The organism is Candidatus Liberibacter brunswickensis (genome assembly GCF_036858155.1).
Lineage (GTDB): Bacteria > Pseudomonadota > Alphaproteobacteria > Rhizobiales > Rhizobiaceae > Liberibacter > Liberibacter brunswickensis.
In genome coordinates this window covers 1-20,035 of sequence record NZ_JAAEJX010000015.1, presented here as the reverse complement: position 1 = coordinate 20,035, position 20,035 = coordinate 1, and the positions used below count along the sequence as shown (strand labels likewise).

Here is a 20,035-nt window from a genome sequence, read left to right as displayed (position 1 = left end):
TAATGCTGTCGTTACGCTAACAGAAAATAAAAATCAAAAAATAATACATAATAAATCAAATATTAATGCATTCATAGCTGTGGCTTCCGGAAAAGGAGGGGTTGGAAAATCAACTACTGCTGTAAATATTGCCTGTGCATTAAAAAATAAAGGTAAAAGTGTTGCGATACTTGACGCAGATGTTTATGGTCCATCTATACCTAAGCTTTTAAAATTATCTGGAAAAGCAGAAGTATCAGAAAACAAACTCTTAAAACCTATGGAAAATTATGGAATAAAAGTAATGTCTATGGCTTCTATTGTAGATGAAAATGCTGCAATGATATGGCGTGGACCGATGGTACAATCAGCTATCATGAATATGATGTACAATGTAGATTGGGGTCAATTAGATGTCTTATTGATAGATATGCCTCCAGGAACTGGTGATTCCCATTTGACTATAGCACAAAAAATACCTCTTTCAGGTGTTATAATAGTTTCTACTCCACAAGATTTGGCTTTAATTGATGTAAAAAGAGCTGTCTCTATGTATCAAAAAATGAACGTTTCTATTATTGGAATGATTGAAAATATGAGTTACTTTTTGGCTTCTGATACTGGGAAAAAATATGATTTATTTGGAAATGGTGGAGCTCGTATTGAATCAGAAAAGATGGGTATTCCTTTTTTAGAATCAATACCTTTCGATATGGATATTAGGATATTGTCAGATTTAGGCATTCCAATTGTGATACATGATCCCAATTCAGTAGTTTCTGGAGTATACCAAAAAATTTCGGATCTTATTAATCAATCCATTGTTAAAATGTAAAATTTGAATAAATGTCAATTTATTAAATTTTTATCATTATTGGTAAAAAATATTTTTTTTATTACTATAATATAACATAAATTTCATCTGTTATTATTAAGAAATATTAATATTGAAGAGTGTTTTACTGTAGTCTATATTCCTATCCGTAAAGGACAATATTAAGATAATAAATTAATATTTATAATAATTAATTTTTATTATAATAAATATAAAATGATTGTTTTATCAACTAAATAGAAAAAAGATAATTTGCAAAGGAAAATTTTTTATTATCATGAATACTAATACCAAAGATATCCCAAAAAATAATCCAAATACTTTCTATTTAATGTTTGAGTCTATAGGTGTAGTTTATGGAGATATTGGTACTAGTGTTCTCTATGCTTTTAAAGAAGCATTAAAAACTATGAATCATATTTCTACTGTGGAAAGAGCAGAAGTTATAGGTTTGGTTTCTTTAATGATTTGGGTTCTTATTATAATAGTTACAATAAAGTATATTTTATTATTATTAAGAGCTGATAATGATGGAGAAGGTGGAATATTATCTATTCTTGCTTTGTTATTAAAAAAAGTTCCCAAATATTCAACTGTACTGATTGTATTAGGTTTAACTGGTTCTGCATTGTTTATTGGAGATACTATGATAACACCTGCTCTATCCGTACTTTCTGCAGTAGAAGGAATAAGATATATAGCTCCAGGATTTGATAATTTTGTTCTCTTAATCGCCTTGGGAATATTAGTCTTATTGTTCATGTTGCAATCTCATGGAACTAAAGGAATAGCTTGTTTTTTTTCTCCTATTATGGTCGCTTGGCTTTTAATGATATCTGTATCAGGATTAATCCATATATTTGATGATTATAGTATTCTTACAGCTTTTAACCCTATATATGCTTTGTATATGCTTTTTGAAAAAGGAACCATTTCATTAATTGTATTAGGGTCAGTTTTTTTAACTATAACGGGAGCAGAAGCTCTTTATGCTGATCTTGGACATTTTGGTCGTAAACCAATCCAATATGCTTGGATGATTATTTTTCCAGCTTTAACAATCAACTACTTAGGACAAGGAGCGTTAGTACTTTCTAACCCCGCAGCTATTACAGATCCTTTTTACATGATGTTTTCAGGATGGTTTTTGCCTTTTGCAATTTTAACAGCAACATGTGCAACGGTTATTGCTAGTCAAGCCGTGATTACGGGAACATTTTCATTAGCAAGACAGGCAATTCATTTGGGGTTTTTACCACGTATGAAGATATTCTTCACTTCTGAAACTTTGAAAGGACAAATGTTTTTGCCAAGCATCAATTTCTTTCTATTTTTGGGAGTAATAGTATTTGTAATTGGATTTAGACATTCTGAATCTTTAGTAGCTGCATATGGAATATCTGTAAGTGGAACCATGGTCATTTCTACAATTATGTTTTCTGTTTTTTCTCATGTTTGTTGGAAATGGAAAATTTCTAAAGTTGTTATTTTCTTATTCCCATTATTATCAATTGAAATGACATTTTTAGGAGTAAATTTATTTAAAGTACTAGATGGAGGATATATTACATTATTGATTGCTTCTTTATGTATAGTAATAATGTGGACATGGAGGAGGGGTACCAATCTTTTATCTACACTTACTCGTCATGCAGATATCCCTATCCATTCTTTTATAGTTTCAATAGAAAAATCGAGTAAACAAGTTTCAGGTACTGCAATTTTTCTCACTAGTGATTCCCAAGCTGTTCCTGATGCTTTACTACAAAATATAAAACATAATCATGTTATACATGAACAAAATATTATATTGACTATTAATACGGCTAATCAACCACGTATCCCAAGAGAAAAAAGATTTATATATGAAAAAATTTCCGAATTATTTTCTCGTGTTGAATTATTCTTTGGATACATGGAAGAACAAAATGTTTCTAAAGCATTGGCAGAATTAAGAAATGATGTATTAAAATTTGAAATTATGAATACATCATTTTACTTAGGACGTCGCAAATTAGTACCGACATCGCGTTCTGGGATGCCTATTTGGCAAGATCACTTGTTTATTATGCTATTTGCTTATGCGGAAGATCCATCTGATTATTTCCATTTACCTGCCAATCGAGTAGTAGAAATCGTTTCTCATGTTAACATCTAGAAAATAAAAAAACTAGTAAAATAGTATTTTACTTGAAAAAGCACTATTCACTCAAAACTTATTTGATAATAATTTAAATTCCAGTATTTCTCTTGATTATTGGAGTATTGATATTATTTTTTATTGATGAGTAAATCGATAAAGAAATTAAAAGTGCACTAATTGTACCAGAGAAAATCTCTGGGACATCTATTATTGTTTGTAAAAACATAATTATAGCGAGAACAACTATAGAATAATATGATCCATGTTCAATATACTTATACTTGTTTAACATGCTTTCTTTTAAAATTAAAATTGTCATAGAACGTACATATACAGCACCAATAGTTAATCCAATTACTATAATTAAAAAATTTTTAGTAATAGCAAAAGAACTTATAATTCCATCAAACGAGAGGCTGGCATCAACTATTTCAAGATATAAAAATAAGCTTAATCCATATTTACCTTTAGTAACGTCTTTTGACGTGTCGTTTGATAATATACTCTCCAAAAAACTAATACTATAAAATATTATTATCGCAAATATAGAAGATATTACGAACGAGTATATTTCTCTTTTAGGTAAAATACACGAAATTCCAAAAACAAATAATAAAATAATAAAGCTCTTTATACCTTTAATTTTAGAAATATTATACATATACATTTCTAAAAAATGAAACCAGTGAGTATTTTTTTTTCTATTTAAAAAAAACGTAAGGCTGACCATCATTAGAAATGTACCACCAAATCCTGAAATAGGGACGTGAGCTTCTGAAATAATTTTTAAGTAATCTTGAGGTGAATATATTGCTAAATTAATTACTTCAATAGGGCTAATTTTTGCTATAGTACAAACAATTACAATTGGAAATATTATGCGCATGCCAAATACTGCTATTAATATTCCCCAAGTCAAGAATATTTTTTGCCAAATAGGAGACATTTTTTCTAAAGTTCTTGCATTTATAATAGAGTTGTCACAAGAAAGAGATATTTCTAATATTCCTAGTATTATGCAGATATATAATGTGTATATCGTTCCAGATAACGTACTAGTAAATTTCCATCCAATCCCAAGACTTAATAAAATTCCTATGATTGTTACAAGAATAGCCCATTTAAAATGATAGACAATACTTGTGTATAATGAACTTTTTTTCATGGATAATTTCTCAAAAATATTATTAATAAAAAAATATTTAAAAATATAAAAAATAATATCTAAAATAAAAATGACGAAAGATGATTGCAAACTTTATTTATAAAAACATAGACCTAATATTATAACTCTTATATTGATTGTTGTTAATATCTATAATTCTTGTCCCGTATGTCGTAATACTTCGGAAAACCAAGGCGTGTTTATATCAAAAACTTTGCCACCTTTTATATCTTCAAATCTAATAATCCGTAAAACATTATTTTCTCTTTCATCTTCTCCTGTAACACCAGATAATCCAGAAATTGCACTGTCTACTGCTAGGAAAACCATTTTCCTTATGAGATTTAAATCTTCTTTTCCAGAAGCAGCAGAACGAGCAAAATATCCTGATTTTTGTATAATTGAACGCTCTGCTTTTATCATACTTGCAAATTTATCGGAAAACCAAGATCCGACATTAATTTTATCAAGGAGAATGTGGTTGAAAGAATCTCTATGAATTTTTTCACCAGATGATATACGGAAGTCCACTATAGCATCACGACAAGCACCTTCAGATACAAAAATAGCAACAGATCCTTTTTTTGCCATAACTATTCTTAAACGTTCAATTTCTTTTTCAAGATTAAAAGACATTTCAGGTATATAAACACCATCTATAGCTTTAAAATCAGACGAAAAAATTAATCCATCAATATAATTTCTATCTCGAATCATATTTAAGTAGCAATGAGCAGAATAGGCTGTTAACCATCCACAATTTCTTCCCATGACTTCGTGTATAATTAGACTTTTAGGTGATGCACTACGTTCATTAGAAATATTATCAAAAAAACGTGCACTCACATGCGCAGCTGTCAAAGCACCTAAAGACTGATGTATAGGAACAATATCATTGTCTATTGTTTTTGGTAATCCAACAATAGTAATGTCGTAATTTTTTTCTTTAAGATAACGAAGAAGATCGCAAGCTGTTGTATTAGTATCGTCTCCTCCTATTGTATGAAGAATAGTTACTCCGCTTTTCATAAGGTGGCTAGCTGATATTTCTAGCGGATCTTCACCTTTTTTAATCAATCCTCTCTTAATACAATCGGAAACATTAGTTAATTTTACACGGCTATTTCCTATAGGAGAACCACCAAAAGATAGTAATTCATCTGTATGATGTCGCATATTTGGAGTAACTATAATCTTGTCGTCTAAAAGTAATCCCTGATATCCAGATCTATAACAAATCAACTCTGCTTCTGGAAGAATCTCACTATAACGTTTAATCATCATACCAATAGCTGAAGATAAACAAGGAGCAATGCCACCAGCTGTTAGAAAAGCTACTTTATGCTTTACCATATTTTTTTCCAAAAAATTAAAGGGAGATTATAATAATTACATATCAATTATAGATATATAATACAAAACTATATTATCTATAAAACTATTAAAAAAATATCTCAATATTAAAACAACATTCTATTTTTAGAGATCAAAAAATTGTCTTTTGAGGTATTTTTATTACTTTTAAACTTTTAATATAAGTGATTTAAAATCATAATATATTATCATGTTATTTCATATACTTAAATTCATTTTATCTACTTAAAGGTCATGAAATAATTGCATAATCTAAATATTAGTTAATAAAATATTATGAAGTTAATATAAAATATATTTTTATGATTTTTGAAATTATACGTTAAATCTAAAGTGCATTATATCACCATCTTTAACGATATACTCTGCGCCTTCACTTCTTGATTTCCCAGCCTCTTTTGCTGCATTCTCTCCGCCAATTTCTATGAAATCTTCATAAGAAATCGTGACTGCACGTATAAATCCTTTTTCGAAATCAGTATGTATGATTCCTGCTGCTTTTTGAGCATTAGTCCCTCTAGGAATTGTCCAAGCACGAGTTTCTTTAGGGCCAACCGTAAAATATGTTATCAAATCAAGAAGTCTATATCCAGATTTAATTAGTAGTTCAAGTCCTGATATAGAAATACCTAATTCTTCCATAAACACAGTACGTTCTTCTTCTGGAAGTTGTGATATCTCAGCTTCAATAGATGCAGAAACCATAATCATTTCCGCATTTTGTTGTTCTGCTAATTTTCGCACTTTTTCTGTATGAATATTTCCTTTTTTACAATCATTCTCTGAAACGTTACAAACATAAAGTATTGGTTTTTCAGTAAGAAGATTTAGACTTTTGAAAACAGGTATTGCATTAGAATCAAGAGATTGCAATAAACCTCGAACAGGTTTTCCTGATTCTATTAGTCGTAAAGAATCGTAAATTATTGATTGAATTAAAAGTATATCTTCAGACTTATTATTTTTATGTTTTTTATTCTTTTCAAAAAGACGTTCAAGTCTTTCGAGATCAGATAGCATTAATTCTGTTTCTATTGTTTCTATATCACTAATTGGATCTATTTTACCATCAACATGAATAATATTTTCGTCTTCAAAACAACGCAGTACATGGACAATAGCATCAACTTCACGAATATTAGCTAGAAATTGATTTCCTAATCCTTCTCCTTTTGATGCACCACGTACTATTCCAGCAATATCAACAAATGACATACGTGTAGGAACTAAGTCTTTTGATTTTGCTATTTTAGCTAATTTATGCATTCGAGAATCAGGAACAGCTACTTCACCAGAATTGGGTTCAATTGTACAAAAGGGATAATTTGCTGCTTGAGCTAATCCTGTACGTGTTAATGCATTAAAAAGCGTTGACTTTCCAACATTGGGAAGTCCTATAATACCACATTTAAAACCCATAAAAAATTCCTTTTGAAAAACCTCTTTCTTTCATGAAGCAAAGTATTGACATTAGGTCAATGAAAAGTTTCATTTTTTTATAATATTTTACTACATTGCTTGCACAGAAAATTATAAAAATCATTGTTCATTCCTATTAAATGTAGTTTAGCAATCAAGTTGTATATCTCTATTCATGAATCATTTGAGAATTTGATTCTTGAAATTTTATAATATGTTTTAAAAATAATTCATCTTCTCTTTTAGCTAGCAGTGGAAAGTATTGCGCAATGTTATCAATTATAGGTGATAAAGATGATTTTTCAGTAGGGGAGAAATCATCTAAAACATATTTTGTAACATGTTCTTTGTTTTGAGGACGGCCAATTCCAATTCGGAGACGTTTATAGTTTTTTCCGCAGCTTTCACTAATTGACTTTAGACCGTTATGTCCGGCATCACTTCCACCAGTTTTAAGACGTAGTTTGCCAAATTCAATGTCCAATTCATCATGAATAATTAGGCAGTTTTCAAGAGAAGGTTTATAAAAATTTATTACTTCTACAAGAGATTTTCCAGATAAATTCATAAATGTTTGTGGCTTTATTAGAATCGTGTGTAAGCCATCTATTTTTCCTTCAGATATTTCAGCATGAAATTTTTTTTTCCAAGAAGAGAAAAAATGAAATGCATGAATTCGATCAATACATACAAAACCAATGTTATGACGATTTGCATGGTACTCTTTTCCAGGATTACCAAGACCAGCAACGATTAACATAGAAATTTTCTCCATAGCTATTATAACTAATTTTATATTTTTGTTGAAATATCATAATAATTTTATATCTTGATATATTTAATATGAATACAAAAATTATTTTATGAAGAACTATTTAATATATTAGAATATTTCTAATAAAAATATTTTATTCTTATTTTAATTGTAATTAATAATTATTTTTAATTTTATTGAATTTTAATTATTTATTTTCCTTTTACACTTTTGCATAAAAGATTTAACATCTTAGTTGTGAATTTGATTCAATGTGATTTCTTGGTTGATGATTCCAGTAATTCTGAAAAATAAGAACTAACAATTAACCTTTCCAGTTTAAATTTTTAGTGGCGTATAGGTTTAGTTATTTTATCTTGAGGATTACTGTGAGTGTACAATCGTTTATAAAATGGGCTAAAACAGCCAAGTTACAAGAAAGAATTACTATTGCTCGTATTATAGGAAGAGCCTGGTGTATGGAAGAGCTTGTAGATGAGGAAAAGTCTTCTTTAGTTTTAGCAATGACTCATTTACTAGATGATTCTTCTTCAAGAGTTCGTTTATCATTGGCACGTGCTATAGCACTATCTAATAATGCACCGAAACATGTAGTTATTGCTCTTTGTGAAGATCATCCTGATGTATCTGGCACTATGATTATGCATTCTCCTGTTCTAAGTGATAATGATCTTATTGATCTTATTAGTAGGGGGAATAATATGATATCTATCTTTATAGCTTCTCGCTATAAACTATCGGATGTTGTAGCAGAAAATTTAGTAGAAAATGGATGTGCAGATCATATTATAGCTTTGCTAGGAAATAAATCAATTTTATTATCTAGTTCTTTATTAATGCAGATAGTAGAACGTTTTTATCATAATGCGATTATAAGAGATATTTTGTCATCTCGTGCGGATCTTCCTTTAAAAGCTCAATATCTCTTGATGAAGGGTATGTGTAAAGTATTATGTCAATCAAAAATTGTTCATAAAATAATTCCTTTTCGTCGTATTAAAATTCTCTCTGAAGAAAGTATGAGAGTAGGTATACTAGAAATGGTATCTAATGTACATAAGACGCAAGATTTATATGAGCTAGTAGATATTTTGCAAAAAGATGGCCAGTTAACTCCAGCTCTTTTAATATATGCTATTATGATTGGAGCAATTGATTTCGTTGTTGTTATTCTGGCAAATATTTCAGAATATAGCACAGATAAAGTTCGTTCTATTCTTTTTACAGGTGGCTTTCATGTTATTCGTTCCTTATACGAATTAGTAGGGATAATTTCTGATATTAGTGATATTTTTGTCGAGACAACAATTATTTGGCGTGAAGTATCTGCTGAGATAATGTTAGCAGAACCTAGAATTATAGCAGAAAAAATATTAAAACTCATGCGGAAAAGAGATTTTATTGGTATGCCTGCAAAAGAATTAATGGAAATGATAGAAAGAATATATTTAGAGTTGAATAGAAAATTTGTTCGTTCAATAGCTAAAAGATCATCTTCTAGGCTCATTGTAGCAGCATAAACAAAATAATATTAAGTGATAATTATAATTTACTACAGTGATCTTTTATATTAATAACGTCTTAGTAATTAAAAATATTCTTTGATATTACTTCATTTATGACAACAAATAACACTATTATTATATCTAAAATAATTCTATTTATTTTTATTATTACTTTCTTTTATTGCAATAATAGATTCTTTCCAAATCACAGAGATCAGAGCCATTAGTACTGGTCCAATAAATAATCCTAATAAACCCATAGTTCTTACACCTCCAACTAAACCAAAAAAAGTCGGAAGAAAGGGTAGTTTAATAGGTCCTCCTACAAGAAATGGTCTGAGTGTTTTATCTACTATAAATAGTTCAATTGCGCCCCAAGAAAATAGACAAATAGCGTTAAAAATATTACCTTTTATAAGAAGGTAGATTGACACGCTTGTAAATGAGACGGGTGCTCCACCAGGAATCATAGCCATTATGGCAGTGATAATTCCCAATGTAACATGCGAGGGGACGCTTGCTAGCCAATATGCAGTTCCTAATATTAATCCTTCTCCAATCGCAATAATTGTCATACCTAAAAAAGTTGATCTAATTACTTTAGGGATAACTTTTGATAATTTTTTCCAATATACAGGGAAAAGATGATCTCCTAAATAATCTAATTGTCTAGATATAGGAAAACCATCTCGATAAAAAAAGAATAATGCTATGACCATAAAAATAGCAGATAAGCAATAATCTAAAATAATACCGAAGAAAAAAGGTACAAATTTTTGGATAAAATCAGCACCATTTGTTTTAAAAAAAGTTTCGGCAAGAACTTTGAGGCTTTGAGGATGAGAGAGATGATGCTTCCACAATTCCGAAGCCCATAAACCACCACCAGGTATACTAGATAACCAACGGGGAACAGGAATACCATGTTCATTCGTTAAGGCGATTTGAGATGCTAATACTTTTATTTCTAACATTCCATAATAAGATAAAGATAAAAGAGGAATAACAAATGAGAATACAACTAATATAGTAGCAAATGCTGCTAATAAAGTAGAAGATTTTTCTTCTTTAGATATAAATAAACTATACAATGGCCAGCTCGTAAAACCAATAATAAGAGCGGCTAACACTGGGGCAAAAAATCCCTTGAGGAAATAAAGAGAAGTTAAGATTATAAAAATAATCATCCATCGCATTATTCCTTTAGGATTTAATATTTTTTCTCTCATAATTATATCATATCCTTTGCCAGTTTTAATTTAATGTCGAATAATATACTAAATTTGTATGACACGGAGATCTTATGAATATAGCCTCATATCCCTTTTTGTCTTAACTTTAAATACGATAAAATTTATAATAGAAAAGACAGTACAAAATTTAAAAGCTTAGTGCTTGTTATTTTTTACTTTGCATCCACATCATCGATAAAACTTGCTCTTTCTTGAATAAATTTAAATCTTTCATCTGCCTTAGTACCCATTAATTTATTTATTGAATCTTGGGTTTTTGCTGAAGAATCTTGATCTTTATTAATTTCTACACGTAGAAGAGTTCTTTTTTTAGTATCCATTGCCGTTTCTTTCAACTGAGATGCTAACATTTCTCCCAGTCCTTTAAAACGACTTATTTCTATTTTACCCTTTCCATTTTCCTTAAATTCTTTAAGAATTTCCTTTTTATGTTCCTCGTCACGTGCATAGATAGATTTTGTCCCTTGAGTAATTCTAAAAAGAGGGGGGCAAATTAAAAAAAGATGTCTTTGTTCAATAAGATCGTACATCTCTTGATAGAAAAAAGTCAAGAGTAGAGAAGCAATATGAGCACCATCTACATCAGCATCTGTCATGATAATGACTTTTTCGTATCTGAGATCCTCTTCTCGATATTGTGATCTTGTACGACATCCCAAAGCTTGAATTAGATCCATGATTTGCTGATTGTTTCTAATCTTTTCTGATCCAGCACTTGCAACATTAAGAATTTTCCCACGTAATGGTAGTATAGCTTGGTTATTGCGATTTCTCGCTTGTTTTGCTGAACCACCTGCTGAATCTCCTTCCACGATGAATAGTTCCGTACCTATTGCTGTACTTTGTGAACAATCCGCTAACTTTCCTGGAAGTCTAAGTTTACGAATTGCTGTTTTGCGATTAACTTCTCGTTGTTTACGTTTTCTCAAACGTTCTTCAGATCGTTCAATTATCCATTCTAATAATTTTGTAGATTCAACTGGATTTTGAATTAAATAATGATCAAAAGAATCTCGTATTGCGTTTTCTACAGTACGTTGTGCATCAAATGATACAAGTTTTGTCTTAGTTTGTCCTGCAAATTCAGGTTCTCGAATAAAGATAGATAAAATGCCAACAACAGAAATCATTAGATCATCGCTAATAATGGAAGCAGCTCTCTTATTCTGAGTGAGTTCAGCATATTTTTTGATGCCTTTGGTAAGAGCAATTCGAAGCCCTGATTCGTGTGTTCCTCCTTCGTCTGTTAGGATAGTGTTACAGTAAGAAGTTATTTCAGGATCTTCTTCACACCAAGCAATTGCCCATTCAACTTTTCTACTATGATTTCCTTTTTTTTCGGTTTTACCAGTAAAAATTTCCGAAGAAATTAGAGATCGATTTTCTAATTTTTTTTGAAGATATGTTTTTAGTCCACCAGGAAAATAAAATTCTGTTTTTTCTGGAATATTATATTTTTCCGATATTTTTTTATCGCAAGACCAACATGTTTTAACACGACCAGACAAATAAGCCTTGGATTTTGTCATTTTTAGAAGTCGAACTGGATCAAAACTCGCATTATTTCCAAAGATTTTTGGATCAGGACGAAATTTTATGCTCGTCCCACGTTTGTTTCGTATTTTCCCTTTATTTTCAAGAGGACCTAAGGGAATGCCGCGAGCAAATTTCTGTGAAAAAATTGTATTTTTTCTCATGACAACAACATGCAATTCGCTTGATAAAGCATTAACTACTGATATTCCTACGCCATGTAGCCCGCCTGATATTTCATAAGTAGAGCTGTCAAATTTTCCTCCAGCATGTAATTTAGTCAAAATAATTTCAAGAGTAGATTTATTGGGAAATTTTGGATGATTTTCTACAGGGATACCACGACCATTATCTGTTACCGTTAAAAATCCATTATCATCAAGTGATACTTCAATAAGATTTGCATGGCCAGCAATTACTTCATCCATTGCATTATCAATTACTTCAGAAAAAAGATGATGTAATGCCTTTTCATCTGTGCCACCAATATACATTCCTGGCCGCATGCGGACTGGTTCTAATCCTTCTAAAATGCGTATTGAAGATGCATCATAAGTATCAGATGAATTTTGATTGGCAATTGCTGGCGGATCATATGGTTCTTCTGATTTTTCTAATTTATCAAAAGATTCCTGATTTTGTTTTGGCAATTTAGAAAAAAGATCGATACTGTCGTCTATCATGTCATGTAAGCCACTTATCAAGGTTGTTAATAATAATATTTGTATTACTATTACTTATAATCAATGACATAAATAAAAGAAAGTTATGTATTTAATTTTGGTCCTTTGAATAATGAATTTCATTACCATTTGAATCTGTTAGTGTAATACCATTAGGTATTTTATTGTTTTTAAGTAATTTACCTAAATATGTATTTTCATCCATTGCACTTTTTAATATTAATTCTTCAATTAAAGCTCGTAAATCCTTTGTTTTTTTTTGCTCTTGTTCTTTATCAATATCGTGTTTTTTAAATAAAGTTAACATATTATTTTCTAAACTAGATATTCTGTTTTTATTATTAATAATTGTATCTAATTCGTTTTCTGTAGAACAACCGCTATATATAATTGTTATTAAAAACATATTGATTGCGTTACTATACTTCATTTTTTATATCCTAATATAAATTAATAAAAATATTTTTATTGAATTTTTATTTTATTATATAAAAATCAATCTATCTAGAAGTTCTAGATCTTATTTTTAATAGATAATAAATTATAAACTTAAATTGTTTAGTTTTATTTTTTCTACTTAGAGTTAGATTATTATTTTGTTAGGATTTTTTAATATTTGCTAATTTTAAAAATATAGAGATAAATTTATGTGTTTTTATAGTAAAAGTTGAATTATATTATTCATAAAATTTTATTATTAAAAAGGTGCTATTCTTGCTTTAGGTAAGAATATATTATTCTATAGAGTATCTTTTTAATTTATACCGATATTTTTAAATTAATGAGGTCAAAAACAGTTGTGAGTTCAGGATTATTTATAACTTTTGAAGGAATTGAGGGGGTAGGTAAAACCACTCATATTTCTCATCTTAAACGTTTTCTTCAGAAATATAATTATGATGTTGAGGTAACTCGAGAACCAGGGGGGACGCCAGCAGCAGAAGCTGCACGACACGTTTTATTGTCTTGTGGGGTGAATGAATTTGGTGATACAGCCGAAGCTATTGTTTTCTCTGCTGCTCGTTTGAATCATGTAGAAAATGTTATTCGTCCTGCTCTTATGGAAGGTAAAATTTTATTATGTGATCGTTTTTTGGATTCATTTTATGCTTATCAAGGCGAGAGGAATAATTCCCAACGTGTATTATTGGATTATTTACAAAGAATCTCTGTTAAAGAAATCGTGCCAGATTGTACTATTATTCTAGATCTTCCCGTTGATGTTGGGTTAAAACGTATTCAAAATCGTTGTTCTTCAAGTAAAAGTAATGGTCTTGATCATTTTGAAGTAGAGGATGTGATGATTCATGAAAGGAGACGTCAGATTTTTTTAGATATCGCTTGTAAACAACCAGAGCGTTGTCATGTTATAGATGCAGCTCGTTCTTTTCAAAATGTTGCTGCCAATATTGTGGATATTGTATGGGAATTAGTTCAAAAGCGTGTTTATCCTTTATCATTTAAAAAAGATATATAGCTATGATAGATCAATCTTTTAATCCTATATACAATAGAAAATTATTTGGTCACGAAGATATAGAAAACTTTTTGTCGCAATATTATTGTTCTGGACGTATGCATCATGCTTTGCTTTTTGAAGGGAAAAAGGGCATAGGCAAGGCTACTTTGGGATTTCGTTATGCGGGTTATATTTTACGAAATCCTGATTTTAATAACGCTCCTTCTCGTATAATTATTCCTGATGTTAATGATCCTTTTATTAAAAAAATGGCTTCTAATTCATTACACGATTTTTTATATTTATCTTATCAATTAAATCCAAAAACAGGAAAATATAGTACATTTATTACAGTTGATGAAATTAGGCGTGTTCGTCAATTTTTGTCTCTTACTGCCAATACAGGTCATTGGCGAGTTATCATGATTGATCCTGTTGATGGAATGAATCGCAATGCTGCTAATGCTTTACTAAAATCTTTGGAAGAGCCTCCTAAAAAAGTATTATTTATCCTTATATTTCATAATTCTTCGATTCTTCTTCCTACGATTAGATCGCGTTGTTTTTCTGTAAAGTTCAATGATCTTTCTGAAAACAATTTATATAAAGCTCTTGAACAATTGAATGTTGCAGATTGGCATTCAAAAAGAGATCTTATCAAGATTGCATCTTGTGGTAGCATTTCTAATGCAATTAGAATTTTATATTATGGTTGTGATAAAATAATTTCTTCTTATATAGACTTAATTAATATTACTCAAAAAGAATATGTTTCACATAAAATTCAACAAATTATTGATGAATTATTATCTAAAGATAAAAAAATAGCTTTTGATTTTCTTATAGAATTTGTCTTGAGAGAAATTACTAAAAATGCAAAATTGGCTGCTTTATCTGGTCAATTAGAAGAAGCAGATCAAATTGCACGAATCTATTCTTCTATTAAAAAAAAGGTGAATGAATTTTATATTTATAATTTAGATCTAAGGCAGATGATATTTTATATTCTTTCAAGGGCAAAAGAGTGTCATAATATTTATTGCCGTGATTTTTATGCTATTTGAGTATTTTGCTATTTTATGCTAGTGGGTTTATTATGAATATTGTAGGATATGGTTTTTAAGGAATATTGAACGTGATAAGATGTCATGAGAAGTTATATATCAGTACAGCTATTTCGTATCCTAATGCCAAGCCACATATTGGACACGCTTATGAGATGATTATAGCAGATGTTTTAGCACGTTTTTATCGTCTGGATGGTTTAGATGTATTATTTACAACAGGAACAGATGAGCATGGACAAAAAATTGCAAAATCAGCTCAAAATTATGGTTTAACACCGAAAGTTTTTGTTGATCAAAATAGCCGTATTTTTCGCGAAATGGCTGAAGTTTTAGATATTTCATATGATGATTTTATTCGTACTACAGAAAAACGTCATCACGATACATGCCATATCTTGTGGAATAGGATATTTAATAATGGTGATATTTATAAGGGATCCTATTCAGGATGGTATTCATTGCGTGATGAAGCATACTACAGCAATGATGAGATTCATAAAGGATCAGATGGCCAAAATTATAACACCCAGAATAATCCTGTTCAATGGATGGAAGAAGAGGGATACTTTTTCCGTTTATCTGCTTATCAAGATAAGTTGATTTCTTATTATGATTCGCATCCAGAATTTATTCTGCCTATAGAAAGACGAAACGAAGTTGTTTCTTTTGTAAAATCAGGATTAAAAGATATTTCTCTTTCCCGTAAAACTTTTGATTGGGGAATAAAAATTCCTGATGATCCGAAGTATATTATGTATGTTTGGATTGATGCTTTGGCTAACTATTTGACCACAACAGGTTTTTTAGATAATCCTAATGGGGAAAAAGCAAAGTTTTGGCCTACTGATTTGCATGTTATAGGAAAAGATATTTTACGATTTCACGCAGTTTATTGGCCAGCTTTTTTAATGTCTGCAAATTTATCTTTGCCGAAGAAAATTTTTTCTCATGGATTTATTCTTAATAAAGGGGAGAAAATATCTAAATCATTGGGTAATGTTATTGATCCTATGGAGGTTGTTGAAGAAGTTGGAGTTGATGCTTTACGATATTTTCTTATAAGAGAAATATCTTGTGGGAAAGATGGATTTTATGATACAAACAGTCTGAAAAAACGTGTGAATGCAGACCTTGCTAATGGTATAGGAAATCTAGTTAGTAGATCTGTTTCTATGATTTTAAAAGACTTCGATTGTATGATTCCCACTCCTGGTGTTTTTAGCGAATATGATAATAATATGTTGTCTGCTTGTTCTAAAAACCTTCAAGAAATTCGTGATAATATGAATAATCAATTTATTCATAAGTCTTTAGCGCATGTTATTTCTCTTGTTTCAGAAGTAGATCGATATTTTGATGCGCAAAAGCCTTGGGAATTGAGGAAAAAAGATCATGCTCGTGCATCTACTGTTTTATATGTTACCGTAGAAGTTATACGCCAGCTTGCAATTTTATTGCAGTCTTTTGTTCCTAAATTAGCAAATAAAATTTTTGAAATTTTATTAGTTTCTGAAGAATATCGTTTTTTTAGTTCGTTAGATCATAGGTTAAAACCAGGAACTATGCTAAATAGAACGTTTGAGCCAGTTTTCCCTCGTTTCTTATAGTGGTTTTTTTATTATGCTAATTGATACACACTGTCATCTGATTTTGCCTAATTTTGATAAAGATCGCCATGATGTTATCATGAGAGCTCATCAGGCTGATGTTTCGAAGATGATTGCTATTGCAATCAGAATGAGGGATTTTGTTCCTTTAATTAAGCTCTGTGAGGATTATCCTTCGTCTATTTTCTGTTCAATTGGAACTCATCCTTGCTATGTTCATGAAGAAAGTGAAGTGATGGTTGATGAGTTGGTATGTTTATCTTCTCATCCAAAGGTAGTTGCGATTGGTGAAACTGGTTTAGATCGTTATCACAATGCTCACACAATAGAAGAGCAAAAAATTGTTTTTTTGCGTCATATAGAGGCCTCCCGTATTACTGGTATTCCTGTGGTCATACATAGTCGTTCCGCAGATGAAGATATGGCTGATATATTGCAAGAAGAAATGAAAAAGGGATCTTTCCCTTTTGTGATTCATTGTTTTTCTTCAAGTCAGAAATTAGCAGATATTTGCTTGGAATTAGGAGGATATATATCTTTTACAGGTATGATCACTTTTCCTAGAAATGATTCTTTAAGAACCATAGCAAAGGGTATTCCTATGGATCGAATTCTTGTTGAAACGGATTCTCCTTATATTGTTCCTGTCCCTTTTCTAGAAAAGCGTTGTGAGCCTTCTTATGTTGTTAGTACAGCTAAAGTGCTTGCGAAGGAGAAAAATATTTCTTACGAATATTTAATGGAAAAAACAACTGAAAATGCCTTGAGGTTATTTTCAAAAATTTGTGGATGTATTACTTAATGAAGGATTATTATCATTTTACCATTCTAGGATGTTCTGCTTCTCCAGGTGTCCCTCGCATTACTGGCGATTGGGGCAATTGTGATCCAAAGAACCCTAAAAATCGTCGTACTCGTTCCTCTTTAAAGGTTTCTAGAATATCAGAAAGAGGAGAAGTAACGATTGTCATAATTGATACTGGTCCTGATTTTTATACTCAGATGTTGCGAGAAAAAGTTATTTCTATTGATGCTGTATTGTATACTCATGCACATGCAGATCATATTCATGGAATAGATGGGCTTAGGGGATATTTCTTAAAGCAAAAGCATCCAATTGACGTTTATGCTTCTTCAGATTGTATGGATAGTCTTTTAAATTCTTTTAAATACTGTTTTCGTTCTGATAATAAGGATTATCCACCTATTGCAAATCATATCTTAATAGAAGATAACAATGCTCCTATATTTGTAAATGGTGCAGGAGGTATAATTGAGGTTATTCCTATATTGCAACAACATGGAAAGATTCCTTCTTTAGGTTTTCGTTTTGGAAATGTTGCATATTGTACTGATGTTAATGCATTTCCAGAAGAGAGCTTGGAAAAATTACAGAATTTAGATTTTTTAATCATTGGTGCTTTAAAGAACGGTTTGCATAGTAGTCATTTTTCTTTATCAGAATCTTTGAAAATGATTGGTATTATCAATCCTAAGAATGCTGTTTTGACGCATATGCATGTTGATTTAGATTATGAAATGGTTTTAAAGAGCACTCCTGCTTGTGTTGTCCCAGCTTTTGATGGAATGCAATTTAGTTCTCCTATAGCTTAATGCTTGATCATTATCTTTTAATTTTTTTCTTTGAAAATTCATATTTTATGTATAATTAGAAAAACATGGGTGATATCATGATTTTTTTTCTAATGAATAGAAACATCTAAAGGAAAAGATTGTTCTAAGTTAACTTGTTAAATAGTATGTTTTATAACATATACAATATTTTTCTATTATTTACGTGATTTCAAAATATTATATAGGTGGAAGATTGATTATAGTTTCATGAAAAATACTACAATTACCTTAAGTAAATTTTCTAAACAAATTACCTGCATGACTATTTATCTTTAATATGTAAATAATTTATAGGACATAATATGTTGTTATTATTTTTTTTCATAGCTATTTAAGCTACGATCTAAAGATTCGACTACTAGTTTTTCTAAATAATCTTCGTCAAATGTTATGTTTTCATCTGAAAATGGTAAAGATTCCATAGAAATGTCGTCAATTTCTTCTTTTGATACAATATTATGCATTTTTTTTCCAATTAGATAAACTTATAACAGAATTACTTTTTTATAAATATTAATATCAATCTTCAATTAGGATAAACTCAATCTCTTGCATGAGTGACAATTTCCTGTTTTGCAATATAATTTTATAATTATCGAAGTATTTTTAGAATGAAATAGATTAGTGTTATTTTTTATATTAACATACGCCACGTTTTCATTCTATTATATAAAGGTTATTATAATATTAATTATCAATTAAAATATATTTTACAAAAGATAAAAACATATGAAAAACGATATTATAAAATCTTTTGTGATCTTATAAAATAATTATTTTTAAATGATGGAGTAAATATCTGTCGTAAGTTTTTTTATTGTAAGTTTTATTTATATCAATTATTTTCATCTTAAGTTATGAAGATTGAAATTATTTTAAAAATAAATATAGACCTTATAGCACTATTTTTTTAAGGATTTTACTACTTGTAAGACATTTTGTACATGATTTTTAATTGTCACGGGGCTCCATATCTTGGTAATTATTCCTTCTTCGTTGATGAGAAAAGTTGTCCTTACTACTCCCATATATTTTTTGCCAAACATACTTTTTTCTTTCCAAACATCATAAGCCTTTAATACTTCTTTTGATTCATCTGAAAGTAGTATTATTGATAGATTGTGCTTTTTGTAAAATTTCTTATGGCTTTCTATAGAATCCGGAGAAATACCAAGAACTATAGTTGATTCTTTATCGAAATCAGATTTCAAGTTGCTAAAGTCTATTGCTTCAATGGTACATCCGCTTGTATTATCCTTTGGATAGAAATAGATAACTATTTTTGAGCCTTTAAGCTCAAGTAAGTTGATTTCTTTTCCACAACTGCTAGGTAGTATGAAATTAGGAGCTTTCTCTCCCGAAGATAAAGACGTCATTCTAATTTTCCTAAGATTAAATATGAATATAGTCTAATAAACTATCTTATATTTAACTTATTTATAAAAATAAGAAAAGTATTTATTTGTTTTTTATATTAATCAATAAATTATCTACTTTAATCCGTAATTCAACGTTAAGTTCTTGATATTCAATCATTTTTAATTTATTCTCCGCACCTTATTTTATTGGATTCTGTATTAATTAAAGAAGAAATTACTTTCTA

17 protein-coding genes are annotated in these 20,035 nt (G+C 29.7%); 8 read left to right on the top strand and 9 right to left on the bottom strand.

The features are described 5' to 3' along the window. Both GY664_RS04620 and GY664_RS04615 read left to right on the top strand, forming a co-directional pair. Positions 1-814: Mrp/NBP35 family ATP-binding protein (locus GY664_RS04620; protein WP_333948311.1), on the top strand; the 814-nt coding region annotated here is incomplete at its 5' end. Positions 815-1,091: 277 nt separating this feature from the next. After that, entirely contained in the window at positions 1,092-2,972 is a 1,881-nt protein-coding gene (locus tag GY664_RS04615) for a potassium transporter Kup (protein ID WP_333948309.1), read from the top strand. Between the two features lie 73 nt (positions 2,973-3,045). Here the strand turns inward: GY664_RS04615 and GY664_RS04610 are convergent, their stop codons facing one another. The 4 genes from GY664_RS04610 to pth form a co-directional block, all read right to left on the bottom strand. Further along, positions 3,046-4,122: a DUF475 domain-containing protein gene (locus GY664_RS04610; protein WP_333948308.1), complete on the bottom strand. Its 1,077-nt coding sequence runs from the start codon at positions 4,120-4,122 to the stop codon at positions 3,046-3,048. Between the two features lie 150 nt (positions 4,123-4,272). Further along, complete coding sequence (locus tag GY664_RS04605) at positions 4,273-5,475, bottom strand: pyrophosphate--fructose-6-phosphate 1-phosphotransferase (protein ID WP_333948307.1); 1,203 nt, start codon at positions 5,473-5,475, stop codon at positions 4,273-4,275. 336 nt (positions 5,476-5,811) lie between these two features. Further along, positions 5,812-6,915 carry a redox-regulated ATPase YchF gene (ychF, locus tag GY664_RS04600; RefSeq protein WP_333948306.1) on the bottom strand — a complete coding sequence of 368 codons (1,104 nt, stop codon included), beginning with the start codon at positions 6,913-6,915 and terminating at the stop codon, positions 5,812-5,814. Positions 6,916-7,084: 169 nt separating this feature from the next. After that, positions 7,085-7,675 (bottom strand): aminoacyl-tRNA hydrolase, encoded by a 591-nt coding sequence (gene pth / locus GY664_RS04595; RefSeq protein WP_333948305.1) that lies wholly within the window; start codon positions 7,673-7,675, stop codon positions 7,085-7,087. Between the two features lie 383 nt (positions 7,676-8,058). Between pth and GY664_RS04590 the strand changes: the two genes are divergently transcribed. Further along, entirely contained in the window at positions 8,059-9,210 is a 1,152-nt protein-coding gene (locus GY664_RS04590; RefSeq protein WP_333948304.1) for a DUF2336 domain-containing protein, read from the top strand. A gap of 137 nt (positions 9,211-9,347) precedes the next feature. Here GY664_RS04590 and GY664_RS04585 read toward each other — a convergent pair whose 3' ends face one another. From GY664_RS04585 to GY664_RS04575, 3 genes are all read right to left on the bottom strand, one after another. Continuing rightward, complete coding sequence (locus tag GY664_RS04585) at positions 9,348-10,424, bottom strand: AI-2E family transporter (protein ID WP_333948303.1); 1,077 nt, start codon at positions 10,422-10,424, stop codon at positions 9,348-9,350. Positions 10,425-10,600: 176 nt separating this feature from the next. Beyond that, on the bottom strand, positions 10,601-12,664 hold the full coding sequence (locus GY664_RS04580; RefSeq protein WP_333948302.1) for a DNA gyrase/topoisomerase IV subunit B: 2,064 nt from the start codon (positions 12,662-12,664) through the stop codon (positions 10,601-10,603). A gap of 91 nt (positions 12,665-12,755) precedes the next feature. Next, a complete protein-coding gene (locus GY664_RS04575; RefSeq protein ID WP_333948301.1) occupies positions 12,756-13,094 on the bottom strand; it encodes a hypothetical protein in 339 nt (112 codons plus the stop codon). Between the two features lie 351 nt (positions 13,095-13,445). Here GY664_RS04575 and tmk point away from each other — a divergent pair, with 351 nt between their 5' ends. From tmk to GY664_RS04550, 5 genes are all read left to right on the top strand, one after another. Then, on the top strand, positions 13,446-14,141 hold the full coding sequence (tmk, locus tag GY664_RS04570) for a dTMP kinase (RefSeq protein ID WP_408612138.1): 696 nt from the start codon (positions 13,446-13,448) through the stop codon (positions 14,139-14,141). Positions 14,142-14,143: 2 nt separating this feature from the next. Beyond that, the gene (locus GY664_RS04565; RefSeq protein ID WP_333948300.1) at positions 14,144-15,187 is read left to right on the top strand and encodes a DNA polymerase III subunit delta'; all 1,044 of its coding nucleotides are present in this window, start codon (positions 14,144-14,146) and stop codon (positions 15,185-15,187) included. 74 nt (positions 15,188-15,261) lie between these two features. Then, the gene (metG, locus tag GY664_RS04560) at positions 15,262-16,797 is read left to right on the top strand and encodes a methionine--tRNA ligase (RefSeq protein ID WP_333948312.1); all 1,536 of its coding nucleotides are present in this window, start codon (positions 15,262-15,264) and stop codon (positions 16,795-16,797) included. A gap of 13 nt (positions 16,798-16,810) precedes the next feature. Next, a complete protein-coding gene (locus GY664_RS04555) occupies positions 16,811-17,599 on the top strand; it encodes a TatD family hydrolase (protein ID WP_333948299.1) in 789 nt (262 codons plus the stop codon). Then, positions 17,599-18,411 carry an MBL fold metallo-hydrolase gene (locus GY664_RS04550; RefSeq protein WP_333948298.1) on the top strand — a complete coding sequence of 271 codons (813 nt, stop codon included), beginning with the start codon at positions 17,599-17,601 and terminating at the stop codon, positions 18,409-18,411. The genes GY664_RS04555 and GY664_RS04550 overlap by 1 nt, the downstream gene beginning before the upstream one ends. 332 nt (positions 18,412-18,743) lie before the next feature. Here the strand turns inward: GY664_RS04550 and GY664_RS04545 are convergent, their stop codons facing one another. Continuing rightward, positions 18,744-18,896: a hypothetical protein gene (locus tag GY664_RS04545; protein WP_333948297.1), complete on the bottom strand. Its 153-nt coding sequence runs from the start codon at positions 18,894-18,896 to the stop codon at positions 18,744-18,746. A 438-nt stretch (positions 18,897-19,334) separates the two neighbouring features. Continuing rightward, entirely contained in the window at positions 19,335-19,808 is a 474-nt protein-coding gene (gene bcp, locus GY664_RS04540; RefSeq protein WP_333948296.1) for a thioredoxin-dependent thiol peroxidase, read from the bottom strand. Between the last annotated feature and the right edge of the window lie 227 nt (positions 19,809-20,035).

What these genes read in the sequence shown, in the direction of transcription:
- GY664_RS04610 (WP_333948308.1), bottom strand. Translation starts at nt 4,122, where the DNA reads ATGAAAAAAAGTTCATTATACACAAGTATTGTCTATCATTTTAAATGG.
- GY664_RS04550 (WP_333948298.1), top strand. Translation starts at nt 17,599, where the DNA reads ATGAAGGATTATTATCATTTTACCATTCTAGGATGTTCTGCTTCTCCA.
- GY664_RS04565 (WP_333948300.1), top strand. Translation starts at nt 14,144, where the DNA reads ATGATAGATCAATCTTTTAATCCTATATACAATAGAAAATTATTTGGT.
- ychF (WP_333948306.1), bottom strand. Translation starts at nt 6,915, where the DNA reads ATGGGTTTTAAATGTGGTATTATAGGACTTCCCAATGTTGGAAAGTCA.
- GY664_RS04580 (WP_333948302.1), bottom strand. Translation starts at nt 12,664, where the DNA reads ATGATAGACGACAGTATCGATCTTTTTTCTAAATTGCCAAAACAAAAT.
- GY664_RS04555 (WP_333948299.1), top strand. Translation starts at nt 16,811, where the DNA reads ATGCTAATTGATACACACTGTCATCTGATTTTGCCTAATTTTGATAAA.
- tmk (WP_408612138.1), top strand. Translation starts at nt 13,446, where the DNA reads ATGAGGTCAAAAACAGTTGTGAGTTCAGGATTATTTATAACTTTTGAA.
- bcp (WP_333948296.1), bottom strand. Translation starts at nt 19,808, where the DNA reads ATGACGTCTTTATCTTCGGGAGAGAAAGCTCCTAATTTCATACTACCT.
- GY664_RS04585 (WP_333948303.1), bottom strand. Translation starts at nt 10,424, where the DNA reads ATGAGAGAAAAAATATTAAATCCTAAAGGAATAATGCGATGGATGATT.
- GY664_RS04615 (WP_333948309.1), top strand. Translation starts at nt 1,092, where the DNA reads ATGAATACTAATACCAAAGATATCCCAAAAAATAATCCAAATACTTTC.
- GY664_RS04575 (WP_333948301.1), bottom strand. Translation starts at nt 13,094, where the DNA reads ATGAAGTATAGTAACGCAATCAATATGTTTTTAATAACAATTATATAT.
- GY664_RS04605 (WP_333948307.1), bottom strand. Translation starts at nt 5,475, where the DNA reads ATGGTAAAGCATAAAGTAGCTTTTCTAACAGCTGGTGGCATTGCTCCT.
- GY664_RS04545 (WP_333948297.1), bottom strand. Translation starts at nt 18,896, where the DNA reads ATGCATAATATTGTATCAAAAGAAGAAATTGACGACATTTCTATGGAA.
- pth (WP_333948305.1), bottom strand. Translation starts at nt 7,675, where the DNA reads ATGTTAATCGTTGCTGGTCTTGGTAATCCTGGAAAAGAGTACCATGCA.